16 protein-coding genes and 1 tRNA gene are annotated in these 18,751 nt (G+C 67.0%); 2 read left to right on the top strand and 15 right to left on the bottom strand.

Annotation, left to right across the window (positions count from 1 at the left end; all coding sequences use genetic code 11):
- Positions 1-373: 373 nt before the first annotated feature.
- The 11 genes from AKJ09_RS18340 to AKJ09_RS18290 all read right to left on the bottom strand — a co-directional run bounded on the left by AKJ09_RS18340 (position 374) and on the right by AKJ09_RS18290 (position 12,187).
- Positions 374-450: transfer RNA gene (locus AKJ09_RS18340), tRNA-Arg, on the bottom strand.
- Between the two features lie 55 nt (positions 451-505).
- Entirely contained in the window at positions 506-2,323 is a 1,818-nt protein-coding gene (locus AKJ09_RS18335; protein ID WP_169927639.1) for an IgGFc-binding protein, read from the bottom strand.
- 27 nt (positions 2,324-2,350) lie between these two features.
- Positions 2,351-3,814, bottom strand: coding sequence for an RCC1 domain-containing protein (locus AKJ09_RS18325; RefSeq protein WP_169927638.1), 1,464 nt, complete (start codon positions 3,812-3,814; stop codon positions 2,351-2,353).
- On the bottom strand, positions 3,811-5,022 hold the full coding sequence (locus AKJ09_RS53070; protein WP_169927637.1) for a ligand-binding sensor domain-containing protein: 1,212 nt from the start codon (positions 5,020-5,022) through the stop codon (positions 3,811-3,813). The genes AKJ09_RS18325 and AKJ09_RS53070 overlap by 4 nt, the downstream gene beginning before the upstream one ends.
- Positions 5,019-6,170 carry a beta propeller repeat protein gene (locus AKJ09_RS18320; RefSeq protein WP_205633735.1) on the bottom strand — a complete coding sequence of 384 codons (1,152 nt, stop codon included), beginning with the start codon at positions 6,168-6,170 and terminating at the stop codon, positions 5,019-5,021. Before AKJ09_RS18320 ends, AKJ09_RS53070 begins: the two co-directional genes overlap by 4 nt.
- Positions 6,171-6,190: 20 nt before the next feature.
- A complete protein-coding gene (locus tag AKJ09_RS18315) occupies positions 6,191-7,216 on the bottom strand; it encodes a hypothetical protein (RefSeq protein WP_146648491.1) in 1,026 nt (341 codons plus the stop codon).
- 248 nt (positions 7,217-7,464) lie between these two features.
- Positions 7,465-8,199, bottom strand: coding sequence for a hypothetical protein (locus tag AKJ09_RS18310; protein ID WP_146648490.1), 735 nt, complete (start codon positions 8,197-8,199; stop codon positions 7,465-7,467).
- A gap of 1 nt (position 8,200) precedes the next feature.
- On the bottom strand, positions 8,201-8,767 hold the full coding sequence (locus AKJ09_RS18305; RefSeq protein WP_240488513.1) for an RNA polymerase sigma factor: 567 nt from the start codon (positions 8,765-8,767) through the stop codon (positions 8,201-8,203).
- Between the two features lie 90 nt (positions 8,768-8,857).
- Positions 8,858-9,736 carry a hypothetical protein gene (locus AKJ09_RS18300; RefSeq protein WP_146648489.1) on the bottom strand — a complete coding sequence of 293 codons (879 nt, stop codon included), beginning with the start codon at positions 9,734-9,736 and terminating at the stop codon, positions 8,858-8,860.
- Between the two features lie 214 nt (positions 9,737-9,950).
- On the bottom strand, positions 9,951-10,727 hold the full coding sequence (locus AKJ09_RS18295) for an alpha/beta hydrolase (RefSeq protein ID WP_146648488.1): 777 nt from the start codon (positions 10,725-10,727) through the stop codon (positions 9,951-9,953).
- Between the two features lie 29 nt (positions 10,728-10,756).
- On the bottom strand, positions 10,757-12,187 hold the full coding sequence (locus AKJ09_RS18290) for an ATP-binding protein (protein WP_169927636.1): 1,431 nt from the start codon (positions 12,185-12,187) through the stop codon (positions 10,757-10,759).
- 362 nt (positions 12,188-12,549) lie between these two features.
- Between AKJ09_RS18290 and AKJ09_RS18285 the strand changes: the two genes are divergently transcribed.
- Positions 12,550-13,893 (top strand): sigma-54-dependent transcriptional regulator, encoded by a 1,344-nt coding sequence (locus AKJ09_RS18285; RefSeq protein WP_146648486.1) that lies wholly within the window; start codon positions 12,550-12,552, stop codon positions 13,891-13,893.
- A gap of 55 nt (positions 13,894-13,948) precedes the next feature.
- Positions 13,949-14,797 (top strand): NAD(+) diphosphatase, encoded by an 849-nt coding sequence (gene nudC, locus AKJ09_RS18280; protein WP_146648485.1) that lies wholly within the window; start codon positions 13,949-13,951, stop codon positions 14,795-14,797.
- A gap of 14 nt (positions 14,798-14,811) precedes the next feature.
- Here the strand turns inward: nudC and AKJ09_RS18275 are convergent, their stop codons facing one another.
- The 4 genes from AKJ09_RS18275 to AKJ09_RS18260 all read right to left on the bottom strand — a co-directional run bounded on the left by AKJ09_RS18275 (position 14,812) and on the right by AKJ09_RS18260 (position 18,637).
- Positions 14,812-15,249, bottom strand: a complete 438-nt coding sequence (locus AKJ09_RS18275) for a response regulator (protein WP_169927635.1) — start codon at positions 15,247-15,249, stop codon at positions 14,812-14,814.
- Between the two features lie 252 nt (positions 15,250-15,501).
- The gene (locus tag AKJ09_RS18270) at positions 15,502-16,482 is read right to left on the bottom strand and encodes an alpha/beta hydrolase (RefSeq protein WP_146648483.1); all 981 of its coding nucleotides are present in this window, start codon (positions 16,480-16,482) and stop codon (positions 15,502-15,504) included.
- 5 nt (positions 16,483-16,487) lie between these two features.
- The gene (locus tag AKJ09_RS18265) at positions 16,488-17,249 is read right to left on the bottom strand and encodes an MXAN_2562 family outer membrane beta-barrel protein (protein WP_146648482.1); all 762 of its coding nucleotides are present in this window, start codon (positions 17,247-17,249) and stop codon (positions 16,488-16,490) included.
- Positions 17,246-18,637, bottom strand: coding sequence for a hypothetical protein (locus AKJ09_RS18260; protein WP_146648481.1), 1,392 nt, complete (start codon positions 18,635-18,637; stop codon positions 17,246-17,248). Before AKJ09_RS18260 ends, AKJ09_RS18265 begins: the two co-directional genes overlap by 4 nt.
- Positions 18,638-18,751: the final 114 nt, after the last annotated feature.

The following is an 18,751-nucleotide window of genomic DNA, read 5'->3' as shown; positions in this document are numbered from 1 at the left end:
CATCGCCGACCTGTCTTCCCGCGCCGTAAACGCGCCACGCTTCGGGCAGCAGCGCGCAGATCTCTCCGACCGACACGAGGACGCCGACGTCGCCCGTTTGGAAGAGGGGCACGCCGCCCGTGTCGCGCGCGTCGGCCCTGCGATCGACCTTGGGACGGTCCGGCCCCCGGTCATGCTCAATGCCGATCGACCTTGGGACGGTCCGGCCCACGGTCATGCTCGATGCCGATCGACCTTGGGACGGTCCGGACCACGGTGACGGTCGATGCTGATCGACCTTGGGACGGTCCGGCCCCCGGTCATGCTCGATACCGATCGACCTTGGGGCGGTCCGGACCACGGTGACGGTCGATGCCGATCGACTTCTTGGAAGTGGCACGCCCGGTAGGAGTCGAACCTACGACATTCGGCTTCGAAGGCCGACGCTCTATCCAGCTGAGCTACGGGCGCGTTTGAGAGACGGCACGGACGTTACACGCGGTGACTAGCGCGCGCAATGGGGGCGTTACTTCACCAGCGGGGGCGGCGCGTCGTTGATGGGGCGGCTGCCCATGCCGCCTGCATAGCCATAGCTGGCGTCGCGGCCGATGCCCCAGACGGTGACCGAGAACGGGCCCTCGCTCGCGGCTTCGTGGCGGCCGTAGCCGCAGGCGCCGCCCGCGAACGTCTGAGCTCGACTGCCGGCGGTCAAGTGGACCCAGGTGAACTCGAACTCGCCGCTGGTTCCGAGCGGCTCCCAGCCCGTGATCTCTCCGGCGCACGCGAGCGTCACCGGCTTGAAGCCCGTGCTGGTCTTGCGGCGCACGAGAGTCAGCGACGTCTCGGGGAAGGTGTAGTCGGCGAAGAAGACGTAGCGATCGAGGAACTGGTCCGACGGGACGATCGTCACGAAGTCCGGATCGCCGAGCGTTCGACCGCCGGATGGTGAGCCGCCGCCGCTCATCGAGCTGCTCATGTAGACCGATGCCTGGAACGGATGCTTCGAGTCCTGACTCTTCACGGTCACGATGGCGTCGGTCTCGAAGGCGGCGACCTCACCGGCGGAGAGCGTGGCAGGGGCGCCCGGGGGCCTGGCGGGCTCGTAGGTCAGGACGGTGCCATCGACGGCGCCGACGAAACTCCAGAGCACCGTCTCGCGAGCAGGGCCAGCAAGGGCATCGATGCGAGGTCGGTACGGGACGAGCGCGTACGAGGTGCCCCACTGCGCGAAGGGCGCGATCTGTTGCTGGGTGAGATCGCAATATTGCTTGTCGAGAGGCAGGTAGGTGCAGGGCGAGCCGCCGAACACCGCCACCGGCTTGTTCGCCTCGATGGGGCTGCCCGAGGTCGATTGGAACTGAGTGAGCTGGAGAACTTGTCCCTTCGAGAGCGTCCACTCGACGGGCTCGCCCGCGGCGCCCGGCTCGACGCCGTCGCCTTGCAAGACCTCGACGGTCGGACGCATGGCGACCTTCGTGTCGTCTTCGTTGGCGACGATCTGGAGCGTCCGCTGATCGTAGAGGAATTCGCCTTTGCTCCGGAACTTCGCCGTCGAAACGGCGATGTAGCGTTCGTCCCACGACGAGACCGGCAAGAGCAGCGTCGCCGTGGGGATCTTGCTCGGGGCTCCGCCGTACGGGAAGATCGAGTACGCGGCGACGGGGGCATCCGTCTCGAAGTGGAAGGCCTTGGTCTTGGTCGTGCCGCGACGGATGGGATCGACCATCAGCGCGGGAGTCGTTCCCACCGGGCATGCCACGGCATCGGGAGACACCGGCACGTCGGCCTGCGCGAGGAAGACGATCGCCACGTCGCCCGGCGCGAGCGGACCGTCGAGGCGCGTGTAGACGGGACCTGCACTCCCATCGGGCACCGCTGCGGTGTAGGTCGCCTTCGAGATGTCGAGCGGATCGGCCCCGTAGCCGGCCTTGATGGTGACCGGCACGTCCCACGTGTTCGCGATCATGGCCGCGAAACACGAGCCCGCTCCGTAGCGTGCGTCGTCGGGCGGGACGGTCCAGAACGAGCAGCCAATCGATCCCTTCGACAGCGCGGCGCTCGAGCATGCGTCGACGCAATCGTCGATTCCGCAGCCCTGCCCCGGTGGGCACACCTTCGCGACCTTTTCTTCGCCTTCGCAGACCTCCAGCACCTGCTTGAGATCGCGCGAGCACCGGTAGCCGCACGCCGCAGCTTCGATGGGCTCGCCGCCGTCGGGAGGAACGATAGGCGTCGCCTTCACCTCGAAGCCGTCGCGATCGGAGCTGCACCCGACGGACGCGGAAGCCCCTACGACGATGAGCGCGAAGACCGAAGCGAGAACCCGGACGCGGACGCGGAGCATGTTGCGAGGCCTTTCAGAAGGTGATCTTCACGGGAGACGGATGGTCGAGGACGTCGGGCGTTTGGCCGAGCTCTCCCTCTCGTTGCTCCCCCAGCACTCGACCGTGCCGTCGACGACGAGCGCACACACGGCGTGGTTGCTCGTCGCCACTTGCACGGCGTGGCCCTTGAACGCGTCGGCCTTGATGAACGACGCCGAGAGAATTCCTACGGCGCCCGTCCCGAGCTTTCCGTGCTCGTCGCCTCCGCAGCAGTACACGCTCCCGTCGGTGGTGCGTGCGCAGGTGATCTCGTCGGCGACGGCGAGCTGCTGGGCCCACGTCTTCGCCGAGCTCGGAAGCGGCGCGCGAGCGGGCTCGAACTGGTCGTCGCGAACCCCCGTGCAGAGCGCACCTTGATAGCTCCGGCCCCAGCAATGAACTTCGCCGTCGGCGATGACGCACGCGTGGGCCTGCGGCGGCAGCTTCGGCGTGTCACCGCCCGGCGCCGGCCTCGACGTTCCCGACGGGGCGTCACGCGCGATCCAGACGCTCGCGACGAGACTCGTCACGTTCGAGAGACCGTCGAGACGCTTCGGCGTCAGGCTCGGGGAGATGGATCCGAGCCGGCCGGAGACCGTTCCGAGATCGCCCGCGAGCGCTCCCCAGCTCCACGCCGTTCCATCGGCGGCGATGCCGAGCATGCTGTAGTTGCTCGCCGCGACGCGCGCGAACGAGAGCGGATCGGTCACGGCGAGGCCGGGCCTGCGCATGCGATCCGGATAAGGATCGCCGTCGTTGGCGTTGCGCAGGAGCTGCCCTTGATCGTCGCTTCCCCAGCACGAGAGTCTGCCCGACGCGAGATGCGCGCATACGACGCCGTGGCCGACGTCGACACGCGTCGCCGCCGAATCGAGCGGAACGAGCATAGGAGTCGGATGCGCCCCCTCGTCGGCAAGCGGCTCCAGTTCGAGCCCGAGCTGCGCCCGACGGTTGTCACCCCAGCACGCCACCTCGCCCTTGTCGAGCAAGGCACAGATGGTCGCGCCCGCCGCGCTCAGCTGCTTGACGCCTTCGATATCGGCGATGGCGCGAACGGTCGAACCTTCCTCGGGGAAGTTCGGGCCGAGGGCGCCGAACATATCCTCGGCTCCCCAGCAACGGACCGTGCCGTCGCTCATGCGCGCGCAGAAGTGATCGTTGCCGGCGACGATCTGCGTCGCGCACGGAGAGGTGCCGCACACGACCGGAACGTCGGCAGGATCGAAGGGACCTCGCGGATCGGGCGCGGAGCCGCCGTCAGATGCATCGGACGCATCGATCGCATTCGTCGCGTCCGGCCCGCTCTCGGGCGAGACGTTCGGAGCATCGGGCGAGGCATCCGCGCCGCTGGTTACCGGCGTGCCGTCGAAGTCTCCACACGCGGCCGACAGAACACCGAGTGCGGTCCCGAGAGTCGTCGCCAGCGCGAGCACGGGCCGAACCGCGAGCCGCCGTTCATGACGCGAGATCACTTTGCGCCTCCATCCTGCTTCTGCGTCGGGTCGTAGCGGAGCGCGATGTCCTTGCCGACGAGCCAGACCTCCGAGGAACCTCGTGCCCACACGCCATAGAAGGGGGTCGTGATGGGGAGGTCCGTCGTCGTGACCGCCGTCGCCATCCACTTCGTGCCATTCCAGTGGCGCACTTGCCCGTACTCGCCCGCGACCCAAACGTCGTCGTCCGCCGTACCGAAGAGCGCGTTGGTCGGCGGATCATTCGGCGTGCCGTCGACCGCCGCGGTGAAGGTGAACGTCTTGCCTTCGTCCGTGCTCGTTCCTCGCCATAGGAGCGGCCCTCCCCCGGTGTTCCCGCCGCTGAGCCAGATCGCGCCGTCGGAGACGGAGCCACCGGTGCGCACGAAGCCAGCTGCCCCAAGCGGCAAACCGATGTGCGGGTCCGGAGGCAAGGTCACGTCGGTGAACTCGTCCCTCTCGCTCTTTCGGAAGGCGGCGAGCTCGTCGATCCAGGGCATGTCCGCATTCGGGCGTTGCCCCGCGATCCACACACCGCTCTTCGCGGAGCCCCACACGCGGGAGAAACTCCGGGTCCCCGACGCGACATGAACGGGTTCGCAATTCCCGCCCGACGTGCAGTGGACGGCGACGCCCGTGAACATGCCCGTGTCTGGATCGTCGCCCGTTCCAACGGCCCACACGTCGCTGGACGAGAGACCCCAGATCGAAGCGACGCGAACGGCGTGCTCGGGCAAGGAGCTCGGAGTGAACGCGAGTGCAGCCGAGGTCGCCCCCTTGCCGTGGAAGACTCCGTTCTCGCCTCCAATCCACACGTCGGTCGGTTCACTGCCCCACACGGCCGTGAGCGGTCCGAGGTCCGACGCGTGAATCTTCCACTGCGTGCCGTCCCAACGAAGGACGCTCCCCTCTGCGCTCACCGCCCAAACGACACCCGTGCCGTCGCCCCAGACGTCGACGAGCGTCTGCGCCGCGGGAAGGATCGTCGGGCAGAAGCCGTGGTACGAGCACGTCCTCGGTCCCGCTTCGACCGATGCTTCCGGCAGCGGTTCGGCAGCGTCGAGATCGGTGCTCGGCAAGGTTACGTCTCCAGCATCCCCCGCATCGACGGGCGACGGCGACGGAGATGCCTCATCGGAGTCTGCGCATGCCGCGACGCCGGCGAATGCGAGGACGAGGGCGCTCAGGAGAGCGAGCGAGCGCTTCACTTCGAACCTCCAACGTTTCCCGTGTAGTGGAGGGCAATCCCCTCGCCGACGATCCACACGTCGCTCGGGCCGCTGCCCCAGACGCCGTAGAGATTCGGCTTCTTCGAATCGTTCGAGAACGCCGCCGTCGACGCCGACCATGTCGTGCCGTCCCAGTGCAGGATCGTGCCCGACTCGCCGACCGCCCAGACGTCGGTTGCCGAGCTTCCCCACACCGCGTGGAGCGTCTCCCTCGTCGGCGACTCGATGATCGCCCACTCCGTCGCGTTCGGTCCGAACCTTCGAATCGTTCCTTGATCACCGACGGTCCACACGTCGCTCTTCGAGCTTCCCCAGATGCCTCGAAGAACGACCGACGCTCGGCTGTCGACCTCGGTCCAGAAGAGGCCCTTTTCCTGCCGCGTGCCGTGCATGGTGAGACCGGGCTGCCAGGCGCGCTCGGCTCGGTTGTCGCCGATCAACCAGAGATCGTCGGCCGACGAGCCCCAGAGGCCATAGACGATCGCCGTTCCTTCGCTCGCGGACCATTCCGCCTCGGCGCCCGCAGGCTGCTTGACGATCTGATTGGCGAGGAACGCGGCTTCCGGCGACGAGAAGTAATAGGAGCGGCTTCCAAAACGCACGTCGCCAGCCCCGCTTCCCCACGCCGCGTAGATGGGCACCGAACTCGCCGCCACGACGGCAGGCGTGGCCTTCCACCCGGCGGTTCCGTTCTTGAATCCCTCGGAGTGGAAGATCAGATCCGTCGCGCTCGCGACCCAGACGTCGTTCGGACCGCTGCCCCAGAGCGCGCGGAAGGTGTTCTTGACGGGCACGCCCGTCAAAGTCGGGAGCGGCGTCGGCATCCACGCGGCGCCGTCCCAGTGGATCACGCTCCCGCCGGAGCCCGAAGCCCAGACGTCGTTCTTGCTCGATCCCCACACCGCTGTCAGCGCGTAGACCGCGCTCACGTTCGTGGCGACGGGACACCACGCGACGTCGTCGCACGAGACCGGCGTCTCGGCGTCGGCGTCCGAGGCCACTGCATCGGCACTATCCGGCGCGCTCGCGTCGAGAATCGATTTCGGGGGGTCGTTCGGAGCAGTCTCGTCGGTCGTGGCACAGCTCGCCAGCGCACAAACGAGAGCACCCGCAGCGAGGACCGTCATTGTCGTGTATCGCGCGCGCATCACTTCGCCGTCTCCGGATCCGGATCACACGCCTTCATCAGACACGCTCCTTCGATACACGGCTGCCCGGCAGCGAGGTCACAGGCGTTCCCGCATGCACCGCAGTGGCTCGGGTGCTGCCGAAGGTTCGTCTCGCAACCGTCGAGGGTGTTGCCGTTGCAGTCACCGAAGCCCGGTGCACACTCGTAGACGCAAACGCCCTTGTTGCACGAGGTGACCTGGTTCGGCCCCGGCGCATCACAGGGGGCGCCGCACGAACCGCACGCGCTCACGTCGCTGAGGAGATCAACGCACTTTCCTTTGCAGGAGGACTTGCCGGACTTCGCGCAGGGCACCGCGCACTCGTAGCCGTTGCCCTCGTCGACGCACTGCTCGCCCGGCTTCGTGCACTTGATGCCGCAACCACCGCAGTTCTCTTCGGTGTCGAGGCCGATGACCTCGCAACCGTCGCCGGTGCACGTCGACTGTTCCATGTCGTTGTTGCAGTCGGCCGCGTTGTTCGCGCACCTCTTCATGCACGTCCCCGCCTTGCAGCCAAAGCGGGTGTTGGGCTGGACGGGGACGCACCCGTCGGCGGGCGGGAAGCAGACGTTTCCGCAGGTGCCGCAGTTCAGGTCGTCCGAGCGCGGATCGATGCACTTGCCGTCACAAAGAAGCAGGCCCGAAGGGCAACCGCATTGCCCGACGATGCAAGGCGTTCCGGGAGCGCATTCGTTCCCGCATGCCCCGCAGTTGTTCGGATTGCTCAGAACGTCGACCTCGCACCCGTTGTCGAGGACGCCGTCGCAGTTGCGCCAGTCCACGTCGCCAGCTTCATCGGGCTTCGCGTAGCACTCGGGCTTGCACGCGCCTTCTTGGCAGCGCGAAGTCATGTGAATGGGCTCGTACGTGAGACACTCGTTCCCGCACGCGCCGCAATGCTTCGAGTCGCGCTGGAGATCGGTCTCGCACTTGTAGGCGGGCTTTTCTTTCGCGTCGCACGTCGCGTACGGCGCCGGGCAATCGGTGGCGATGCACGCGAGCACATTGCCACCGTCCTGGCAGCGTCGGGTGTGCCGCCCTCGGGAGTGAGCGAGGGCACGGCTTGGGAGCCCGCGTCATCTTCGAAGCCTCGCCCGAGCGACGTGGCATCGGCGCACGACTGCACGGCGAGGCTCGCGAGACCGAGCGCGGACGCGAGTCCAATGAGGCGAAGTTTCACGAAATGACTCTCCTTCGAATCCTTTGAATCCTTCGAGCCGGGTCGCGCGTTCGACGACCTAGCCGTGCGCCCTCACTCCGGAGGCAGCGCCTCGAGCGTGGCGGTGACACGACGCGCGAACGCACCCTGACGGTGCTCGGCGAGAAACTGCTTCCCAAGGCGGCGCGCTCGCTCGGTTTGGCCGAGACGGGCGAGCGCCTCGATGCGCAACACCGAGACCTCGATGGCGAACGCACCAGGAGAGAACTCGCGGTCGTAGGCGTCGAGAAGCGTCACCGCCCGAGCCGCATCGTTGCGCGCGAGAGCTGCGCGAACCGCTTCGACACGCGCGCTCTCGCGTCCGAGCGTATCGGTCGGCGCGGGCGTGGCCATCGGCTTCGACGTCGCTGGCGCGCTCGGAAGCGAGTCCGGAGTGACGACCGGCGCACTCGTGGGAGCAGCGGCTGCCGCGGCATTCCCATCGGCGTCCGATGGCACGGAGACCGCGCCCAGAGTCGCGTGGCTCGCGACGGTCGGCTCCGAGGACTTCGAAGGCGAGCCGCCGAGCATCACGGCACCGCTCGTGACCGCTCCGACGAAGACCACGAGCAACGCACCAGGCAAGTAGACTCCGCCCGATCGACCGAAGGCGCGCCCGAGGCGAACGGCCAGGCGCTCGTGTGCCGGCACGGCAGGCACGCCGAGCGCAGCGAGCATCGTGTCACGAGCGCCGGGGCCGGCAGCGTCGTCCTTCGCAGACGCGAGCAAGCGACGATTGGCTTCGTTCGTACCACCGCGAACGAGCGGTTCGAAATCCGAGGACTCCACGTCAGACTCCCTTGTTCCGTGCGCGGAGACGGGCTGCAGCGGCCTCGAACTCTTCGCGAGCGCGCCTGAGGCGCGAGGTGACCGTGCCGATGGGGATGCCGAGCAGCTCCGTGATCTCCACGAGCGTGAGCTCCTCGAGCTCGAAGAGCATGAACACGATGCGACGCTCCTCCGGCAGGCAGGCAAGGATCTCGTCGAGCATGACGCGTTCTTCGGCCCGAGAGAGCGCCGCCTCGGCCGTGGCTTCGTGCGCGAGCGACGAGGGGACGTCACTCTCCGGCACCTCTCGCTGCCTCGCCGTGGCACGACCGCGACGCGCGTTCGCCGCCACGCGTACGACGATGCCGAACACGTAGCTCCGTTCCTTGCTCGGCTCGACGTTCGGAAGCTTCTGCGCGAGTGTGAGGAAGACGCGCTGCGCAGCGTCATCGGTCTCGGGTGGCATCACGCCGAGACGACGAAGCGACCGCCACACGAAATCGTAGTGGTCGATCGCGAGCTGCCGGAGACGGGCGTCGAGCGCCGGATCTCTGACAGTCTCGAGTTTTTCGGCTTCCGCGGCGAACACGACGAATTGGTTCCAAGCGCGCGATGTCGGCGCCCAGGCAAAATCTTTAAGAAAAGAACACGAACGTGCGAGCTCGACCGTTCTGCGCCTTCAGGGCAGGTGCGCGGCGACCGCCGTTCCGACGAACGGGACGACCGCGGGAGCTTCGTACACGAGGCTGAGCGGCTCGAAAAAGAGCTCGTTTCGGATGAGCGGCACCCGAACGCCCCCCACGATCTCGAAAGACAGCGCCGAGAGCGGCCTCCACGCCAATCGCGCCGAGGCGCCAGCGCTGAACCAAGGTCGCGTGCGGCCCCGCGAGGGCAACGGCTCGTTCACGATGGCCTGGAGGACTCCCCCTTCGGCGTTCACACAGGGCCCGGCGTGAATGGTCGCGTTGCCAAAGAGATCGCCGCATCCTGCAACGGTCGCCTCGGTCCAGGCGAGTCCCGCGCTCCCTCGCGCGGAGGCGACTTCGTCGCGAAAGCTTCGGGCGAATCCCAGGCGGAGAAGCGGTTCGAAGCGCACGGGAAATACGAGCTGCGCGAAGACGCCGGGCATGACGATCGCCGCTCGATTCGCCGAGATCTCGAAGCTCGTCCCGATCGCGACGCCGACATGGGTTGCGTGGCGAGGCGATGGAGGAGTGGCGGTCTTCGTCAGCCCCGAAGGACGCGGCGATGGAGCAACCGGAGGAGGCTCGGGTTCGACGGCGGGTCCCTCCGCCGGACCGGCGTCGGGAGAAGCAGCAGGAACCGGGGCGATGCCCTCGTCCAAACCGACCGCGGCCATGATGGCGAGAGCGGTGAGAACGCGTTCGCACGATGGCGACGATGCCGTCCGCTCGGTTCGCTCGTCTTCTCCGACGAGCGCGACCGTACCGTGGCTCACCCCATCGCGACGCTCGACACGGACCTCGACCCCGATCGCGGCCTCGCCTTCCTCCGCCTCGCGAATACGCGAGAGGCGCGCGTGCAGGCGCTGAAGCATCGTCGGCGTGCGAGGGCATCCTTCGTGAAGATCCGTCGCCACACGAACCGGGATGTCGGAACGTCCCTCGGCTCGCGCGGTTCCAAGCGCACCGGTAAGCGCACAGAACACCAGCAGAGCGCACGTCCGAACGGGGAATCGCCTCGAGCTTCGCGCGACGTCCGCGCCTTCCCCTCGATCGCTCGTCTCCACGGCGTGCCCCAGCCTACCTGAGCTACGGGCCAGGTGGCTCAGAGCGCTTTCCGAATCGCCGACCAGAGGTCGCTGCGCTCTTGGGCGGTGATCGCGTGCGGGACCCCGGGTATTCGTGGAGCTCCGCCGGGCTGCCGCCCGCGACGAGCGCGTCGATGCTCTCGCGGCCCCAGGCGAAGGGGATCATCTTGTCCGCCGTCCCATGGAATGCGGTGATCGGCGCGGAGTGCGCACCGTTCGTCGGGAGAAGCGGCTTGGGAAGCGCGCCCGCCACCGGGAACGCATGGATCACGTCGGTCGGATGACGTGCCGCGAAGGCGTACGAGAGGATGCCGCCCTGCGAGAACCCGGTCACGAGCACGCGTTTGCCGCCCGTGAGCTTGGAGACCGCATTCCAGAGCCTCGCCTCGGCGTCGCCGACGGCTTTTCCGAAGTCCTCGTCCGACATGGTGCTTCGCAACGGGAACCAGGTGTAGCCGTCGCCGAAGGGATCGAACGCGCGCGGCAACACCACGCGAACCGGTGCCGGGAATTCACGCCACGTGTCGATCCAGTTCTCCGGACGGTCGCCACGACCATGAATCGCGACGAGAATAGGTGACGACTCGTCGGCGTTCGACGGAAAGAGCTCGATGAAGTCGACCCCTTCGTGCGTGCTACGCCGGGGCCAGGACGGCGGCGTTGCCTGCGTCTTCTGCGGTTCCGGTTGCTGACGACTGCACGCGACGAATCCGAACGAGAAGGCGACGAGGGCACCACGGAGAAAGACGTCGCGACGCGAGAGCATGGCGGCGCTCATGCTACCGCGCGTCGTGCTCGATGCGAACGTCAGCGCACGAGACGTGCAGGAAGCCGGAGCTCGACGAGGGTTCCGGAGCCGCGCGAGCTCGACAACAAGACGTCTCCCCCATGGGCCAAAGCCACGCGTCGAGCGAAGGCGAGCCCCAGGCCGCTGCCCGTGCTCTTCGTGGTGTAGAAGTCGTCGAAGGCGCGCTCGGCCTGGCGCACGTCCATGCCTTCGCCGCTGTCCTGGACGGCAATGACGAGCGCCGTGTCACGCTCGCGCTCGCCAGGGCGGCCATGCGGCCCGCGCGTGGTGACGACGAGCATGCCGCCGGACTTCATGGCCTCGAGCGCGTTCCGCACGATGTTCTCGAGGGCCCCGGAGAGAAGGTCGGCGTCGACTTCACATTCGCCGAGTCGCGCGTCGAGGTCGAAGGACACCTTCACTTCGTGCGACGTTGCGTAGCGTGACAGCGCAGCCACGCGCGTCACGAGGTCGTTGACGCGCACGAGCGTCGGAACCGGCTCGACGCGACCGAGGCGATCGTACTTCTCGACGATGGCTCGGATTCGATCCGCCTGCTCGACGATCATGGATCGAAACGCACGCGTATCGAGATGGGGGTCCGATTCGCCGGCCTCGAGAACCTGCACTGCCCCCACGAGGGCAGCGAGCGGATTCTTCACGTCGTGCGCCATCTGCGCGGAGAAGCGCCCGAGCACGGCGAGGCGCTCGACACGTTCACGATACGAAGCGAGAGAGCTCGCGGCCTCGCGCACGACCACCGCGAGAACGAGCGTGACCACGGTGACGCCGAACGTCAGCGCGGGGAGATTGCCTTTGAGGCCGTGGAACAACGTCAGGTACACGAGAACGGCGGTGACGCCCACGGAGCCGGCGTAGAGCGCCGTCGTTCCCTGGAGATTGCGATCGAAGAGGCGAAAACGAAGGGCCACCACCGCGAGGAGCGCCGTTCCGAAGAGGGATCCGAGCGGCGTGAGCGACGGAAGCGGCACGCCGAGATCGCTCCAGAGATCGGTCGTGGCGAACGAGCCGCCGATGGCCAGCGCGGCGAGCACCAGCCGCGTGCGTGCTTGCTCGTCGGCGTCGATGCCCGAACGAAGATGCGCGAGGAGCAGCCAGAGCTCGAAAACCAGCGACGGTAGCCACGCGACCAGAAAGAGGACCGCCCAGCCCGACGATTCGATCCACGCGACTCCCCACGAGGAGCAGGCCGCCGTCACCGAGGAGAGCGCCAGTGCGCCGAACCCGGCGTAGGTGGCCCGAAGCAGTGTCATCCACGCGCGGAGCCGGCCCACGAACGTGAGCACCACGTGGAGGATCACCGCGGGCGCGAGCGACATGAAGACGACGTCGAGAACGCGCCACACGGGATTGCCGAACTGGTGATTGCAGAACGACGCGAACGTCCAGCCGAACGAGTCGAACGCGAAGAAGGCCAGCGGCAACGCCAACGGACTTCTTCCTGCACGTGACATGCTCAGCAGGGCGAACACGAGGTGCCCTATCGCCGCGATCAGGAATGTCGACTCCCGAAAGTCCATCGTGCGCGTGTCCTAGGATGAAGGAGTTCGAGGTGCCGCGTACGGATTCCATCGCAGGCTCTCGTTCGCGACGAGCCCCGCATCGCAAGAACCGAGCCGCCAACGTGCTGACCGGGCGCTCGCCGCGTGAACGAAGGCGCCTGCGATTCTGATGATCGCTGGTGACCTCGCCGAACGAGAAGCGCAGTTCACGACTGTGCAACGGATTGCACATCCCACGTTTCGGGCGTCCGTTGCCCTTGGCTGTATCCTTCACATAGATTCGTAGCCCGATGCAGAGCTCCGTCCTGGTCGTCGAAGACGACGCCGCCGTCGGCCTGGTCCTCACCACGCTCCTGCAGCAAAGCCGCTTCGAGGCCGTGCGCGTCCCATCCGGCGAAGCCGCGCTGGAGATCCTCCAGAGCCGCCCGTTCGACGTGGTCATCTCCGACATTCGGATGCCGGGCATGGACGGCCTCGCGCTCCTCGCGGAGCTCGGCAAACGCTTTCCCGACCTGCCCGTGATCTTGCTCACGGCGCATGGCTCGGTGCCGCTCGCGGTCGAGGCGATGAAGGCCGGCGCCGTCGACTTCATGCTGAAGCCGTTCGAGCGCGACGAGATTCTGTTCGTCGTCGAGAAGGCGCTGGCGCGAGGACGACGCGCGGCCGAGAAGGCACCAAGCATCGAAACGGGGAGCTCGGGATTCGTCGGTAGCTCGCCGGCGATGAACGACGTCTTGACGACCATCCGCAAGGTGGCCTCCGGAACCGCCACGGTGCTCGTTCGCGGCGAGACGGGTACGGGCAAAGAGCTCGTCGCCCGTGCTCTGCACGAGAGCGGCACGCGCAAGGACCATCCGTTCGTGCGCGTCCACTGCGCGGCACTTCCGGATTCGCTGCTCGAGAGCGAGCTCTTCGGATACGAGAAAGGCGCCTTCACCGGCGCGGCAACGAGAAAACCCGGCCGCGTCGAGCTCGCCCACCGCGGCACGCTCTTCCTCGACGAGATCGGAGACGTCACTCCGCAGGTGCAGGTGAAGCTGCTTCGCGTTCTGCAGGAGCGCGAGTTCGAACGCGTCGGCGGAACCGAGACCATCAAGGTCGACGTTCGCTTCGTCGCGGCCACGCATCGCGACCTCGAGGCGATGGTGAAACGCGGGGAGTTTCGCGAAGACCTCTTTTATCGGCTCAACGTCGTCCCCGTGAGAGTTCCGGCGCTCCGCGAGCGCGGTGGCGACGTCGAATCGATCGCCTTGCACTTTGCACGCGTCTTCGGAGAGGCGAACGGAAAGCCCGGCATCACCGTCGAGCCCGGTGCGCTCCACGCCTTGCGTTCGCATGCGTGGCCCGGAAACGTTCGACAGTTGCAGAACCTGATGGAGCGCCTCGTCGTCTTGACGGATGGGCTCGTCATCCGCGGCAACGACGTCGAACGCGAGCTCGGTGGAGCTTCACCCTCGGCGTCGTCCCCCAGCGGCGCCGCGTCGTCGCTCGGAGCTCATCGGCAGGAGGCCGAGAAAGAAGCGCTTCTCAAGGCTCTCGCGCGCGCGAACAACAACCGCACGCTCGCGGCACGCTTGCTCGACGTCAGCCGTCGCACGCTCTACAACAAACTCCGCGAGCACGGGATCGAGTAACGCTCTCGCGCTGCTCGCTCGCTCTGGCGCGCGACGGAGCTAAGATGCGCCGCACATGGCGTTCATCCCCTCCCACGTCCAAACGCCGCCCCATTCCGCAAGCACCCGTCGCATCTGGTACGTCGTCCAGGGAAGCGGCCTCGTGGTTCGACGCGAGGGCGAGCGATTCGTCCTTCCCTCCGACGACGACGTGAAGCGTCTCGGCATCGAGCTCACGGCCGCCCATCACCTGGGATCGCTCGACGATGCCCACGTGGTCGCTGCGGCGTTCGAGGGGGATGCCACCGAGCTCGGGGCTGACCTCGTTCTCGCCGCGGGCCTTCGCTCGCTCGCATCCACGCTGAGTCCCGATCAGTTCTGGGTCGCCGGTCGCGCCATCCACGTCATCGACTGGGCCACGACGAATCGCTTCTGCGGCCGCTGCGGAACGCCCACCGAACGCGTATCCGGCGAACGCTCGATGCGTTGCCCGGCCTGCGGCCTGTCCGCGTATCCGCGCATCGCGCCGGCGATCATCGTCCTCGTGCGCAAAGGTGACGAGGCTCTCCTCGCACGCAACGCGCGCTTTCCCGGCGCGTTCTTCAGTACGCTCGCAGGCTTCGCGGAGATCGGCGAATCGCTCGAGCAGACGCTCGCGCGCGAGGTGTTCGAAGAAGTGGGCGTGCAGGTCGGCAACATTCGCTACTTCGGAAGCCAGCCCTGGCCCTTCCCTCACTCGCTGATGATCGGCTTCACCTGCGAGTGGACGGGCGGAGACATTCGCGTCGACGGCAACGAGATCGCCGAGGCGAATTGGTTCCGCGCCGACGCCTTGCCCACGATCCCACCTCGACTGTCGATCGCGCGAAATCTAATCGACGCATGGGTCGAAGAGGTCACCGGCGCGCCGGCGCCAGTTCGCTGAACGCTCGCTGAGATTCAGTACGGCGCGCGCTTGGGGCCGTTGCCTGGCCGCGGGCGCGCGAGCTGAACGCCGCTCGCTCGCTTCTTGAGCCCTTCGTCGATGATCGACGTGAGGCGATCGAACGGCGTGGGCTTGACGAGGTGAGCATCGAAGCCCGCTGCTCGCGCGCGCTCGAAGTCCTCGGGGCGATCGAAGCCCGAGAGCACGATTGCGACACGCGGCCTGCGATCTCCGAGTGGAGGCAACAGATCGAGAGCGCTGCCGTCACCCAACGTCAGGTCGGCCACGAGCGCATCGACGCTGCTCTCCATGAGCTTCTTGCTCGCGTCCGCGAAAGACGCCGCCGTGAGGACCTCATAGCCGGCAGCATCGAACGATGCCTCGAGCATCATGAGGTGGTCTTCGTCGTCGTCGACGACGAGTACGACGGGACGATCTTCGTCTGCCCCCATGGGCCGCTTCATAAGTCAGGAGCGCGACGGCGGCCACACGATCCGTCGTGGCATTTTGGGACCTCGCATCAATCCCGTCGGCCCGCCTCCTGCACAGCAGCAAATCGTGCACACAGAGTACGAGCGCCGCGCGACAACCTCGAGCGTGAAATCGAGCACATCCATGCGTGGCTAGGCATCAGGCCGCACGCCTCGACAAACGTTTATGAGCAATTGTTTGTGAGCAATTGTTGAGCAAGCCTTAAACGTTCGTCAGAGATGCTCTTCGAGGAACGCGAAGGTCTCGCGCCAGCAGCGCCGCGCAGCATCGCGCATGAGAAGCGCGTGGAACGCGTGGAGCTCTCCCTCGTAGTAGCGATCCTCGGCCACGACGCCGAGCTTACGCAGCGCCTCGGCCATACGACGCGTGTCGGGCAGAAGCGGATCGCGCGTTCCGACCGGTAAGAAGAATGGGGCGAGCGGCCTCGACGGTGCCTCGCCGCGTTCGAGCACGACGAGCGGATCGGCAAGGTCGAGCGAGCACGCGTGTGGACCGCGCCCGAGGTAGCCGCGCTCGGTTTGCAGAAGACGATCGACGACGAACGGCGCGATGCTCGGCTTGCGACGCCGGAGACGATCGATGTCGCTCACCTGGAAGACGCCGCACGCCGGCACGACGGCACGCGGCGACACGCCGGTGGCGAACGCTGCACGCGCGAAGGCCTCCTCACGCTCGTAGGCGAGCGCGATCGACAAACTCGTCACCAGATTCGCGCCCGCGGACTCACCGGCGAGCACGAGCCGCGAGAGGTCTCCGCCGAATCGCTCGGCATTCGCGGCGACCCAGACGAACGCGCGGCACACGTCTTCGATCGCTGCGGGATAGCGATGCCTCGGCGCGAGCCGATAGTCCACGTTGAAGACGACGAAGCCACGGCGCGCGAAGAGGAGCGCCATCATGCGATGGGTCTCCTTGGAGAGAATCTGGAACGCACCGCCGTGGACGTAGAGGACGACCGGCCAAGGCGGCCCGGCATGGCGGCGCGCACGGACGGCGTTCGACTCGATGGGGCGGTAGACGTCGAGAACGTGCTCGGCCGCCTTCCCCTCGAAGTAACGATGGTTCGGCAGAACCTCGACGCCGTGCCGTGACGGACGCGCGCCCGGCAACATGTTGCCGAGACGCGCGCCGCCTTCGAAGAGGCTCTTGAGCACGATGCCGCCGGCACGCCGACGAAGATCGGCGAGGCCCACGGCGCTCAGAACTCGAAGGCGAGACCGGCCGTCCAGGTCGCCGAGCCGACGCGGAGCGTGTCGGATGAGCCGAAGCCGTTGAGCGACAACCAGTAGTACTCGGCGAAGACGTACGAGTTGTTGATGCCCGTCGCGTTGTCCATGTTGCGTCCCGCGCCCTTATCGAACCAGTCGAGCGCGAAGGCAAGGCCCAGGGCGAGCTGCGTGCCCCACGACGCGCCCTTGCCCTTCACGCCGTTGAACTCCGACGTGCCGCCCGTGTTCGTCGCGCGCCAGAGCGCATACCCGAGGCCGGCCTTGCCGTACGGAACGAAGGGGAAGTTCATCTCGCGCCACAAGACATCGGCGCGAAGCACGGCGACGCCGTAGATGGGCGTGATGTCGAGGCTCGTCGTGTCACCGGACTGGCGACCGGACACGGTGAGCACGTCTTCGCTCATGGTCGTGAAGCCGACACCGATGCCGGGGCCGATCGTTCCGAGGTGCGGGATGCGGAACATCTGCCAATCGAACTCGAGCGAGGGCAGGATGCGCGCACCACCGAAGGTGTCCGCGAAGGGCGTGCGTCCACCGAGCGCGGGGTCCTGGTCGACTTGCGGCTTGTAGGGACCGACGCGGAGCTCGAGCGCGAAGTTCTGCGGAGAGCGATACGGATGCTGCTCTCCGCGCGTTCCGAACTCGAATGCACTCGCCTCGCTCGTGACGAGCATGGGAAGCACGAAGGCCACGCTGGCCACGCCGGCCAGGGCCAAGAACCGTCGCTTCATCGATCGTTCCTCTCGTCACCCGAGACCGAGTCGCGGCGGCTTCCCTGATCGCGCTCACGACGACGGCGCAGCGTCGAAAGAGCGAGCGCGCCCATCACGGCGAGCACGCTGACGCTGCCCATCGGCAAGCCCACGCCGTCGACCGAGCAATAGCCACCACCGGCGCTACCGCCGTCTTTTTTGTACGTCTGCCAGAAGTCCGTCGTCTCTTCGGGCGTCTCGCAGACGACGTTGGAGAGTGGACCAACGTTGTTGAACTGGTCGGTCGCGGCGATGGCGACCGCGTAGGTCGTGCCGTTCACGAGCGGGTGCCCGGCGACGCTGTCGGCGATGACCGAGCTGCCCGTGTTGCCCGTGAGGCTGCCGCAGCGGAACTTGTTGTTGAACTCGTTGTCCGGCAGGACCGTGCCGCCATCCGCTGGCACGAGGTTCGGGCTCGAACACTCGTTCGTCGTGCCGCCACCGGCTTCGACAGGAACCTCGACGCAGCCCGCATCGAGATCGGCATCGGCATCTTCCGCATCGGCCTCGGCATCGCCCCCATCGCACACGAGCGTGGTGGCATCCGTGGTCGGCGGCGTGGTCGTGGCTACCGAGGGATCGCAGTAGACGTTCACGCCGGTGAGCGAGACGAGACCGCCTTCACCGATGGTGTCCCACGAGACGCGAATGCGCGTATTGCCGGGGAGGTGCGAGAGGCCGGTCGGCGCGGGCGGGCCGATGGTGTCGACCTGGATGGTGAAGTTCTTCGAAACCGCCGGCGTCGCGATTTGGCCGGGGGTGAAGTAGAGAAACTGAACGGAGAACGTCGTGAGGTCGACGGTTCCGCAGATGCTCGCCGTCGCGTTCGGGGTCCTCGGGTCGAAGGCCCCGGACATGATGGACCGAACCGGAATGTCGATGTTCGGATTGAGCGTAAGGGGAAAGCCTTTGCCGTTGGGCACCTGCCAGCACAGCTGAGTGCTCGAGTTTCGGTTCGCCTGCTGCGTGCAATCGGCGCCCGTGCTCGCCCACGCCTGCAGGGAGGCGTTCGCTTCGAAGTCCGCGAGGGCGAGCGGGAAGCGGATACTCTGGTCGTCGAGGCAGTCCTGGAGGCTCACGCCTTCCGGGTTGAGCGTGAGCGGCCGCTTTTGAAGGATGTCCCCGTTGGGGCCGATGCGCGGAAGCGACGGCGGGTTCCCCGTGTAGGCCGGACTGATGTCGAGCGTGACGGCGTGGGCGACCGACGGTGCGAAGAGGACGCCGACCGCGAATGCCGCCGCGCCGAGGGCTCGAACGACTGCGCGCGCGGAGGGAATTGCGAAACGCGACGACGAGCGCCCCGAGGTCGCGCTCGAATGGCGTGATGAAGAGCGTGATGAACGCGATGAGAACGCTGAAGGAGGCATGGGAAAACTTACGGGGGCGGGGAAAGACGCTCTCCTGGCGAGCACGCTGAGCATAGCGCGTGCCAGCGCAAGCTTGCGAGCGACCACATCGCTTCTACACGGAAATTTCACGAC

The organism is Labilithrix luteola (assembly GCF_001263205.1).
Taxonomy (GTDB): Bacteria; Myxococcota_A; Polyangia; order Polyangiales; family Polyangiaceae; genus Labilithrix; species Labilithrix luteola.
Note: the sequence above shows the minus strand (reverse complement) of the source record. Positions and strands in the feature narration are given on the sequence as shown.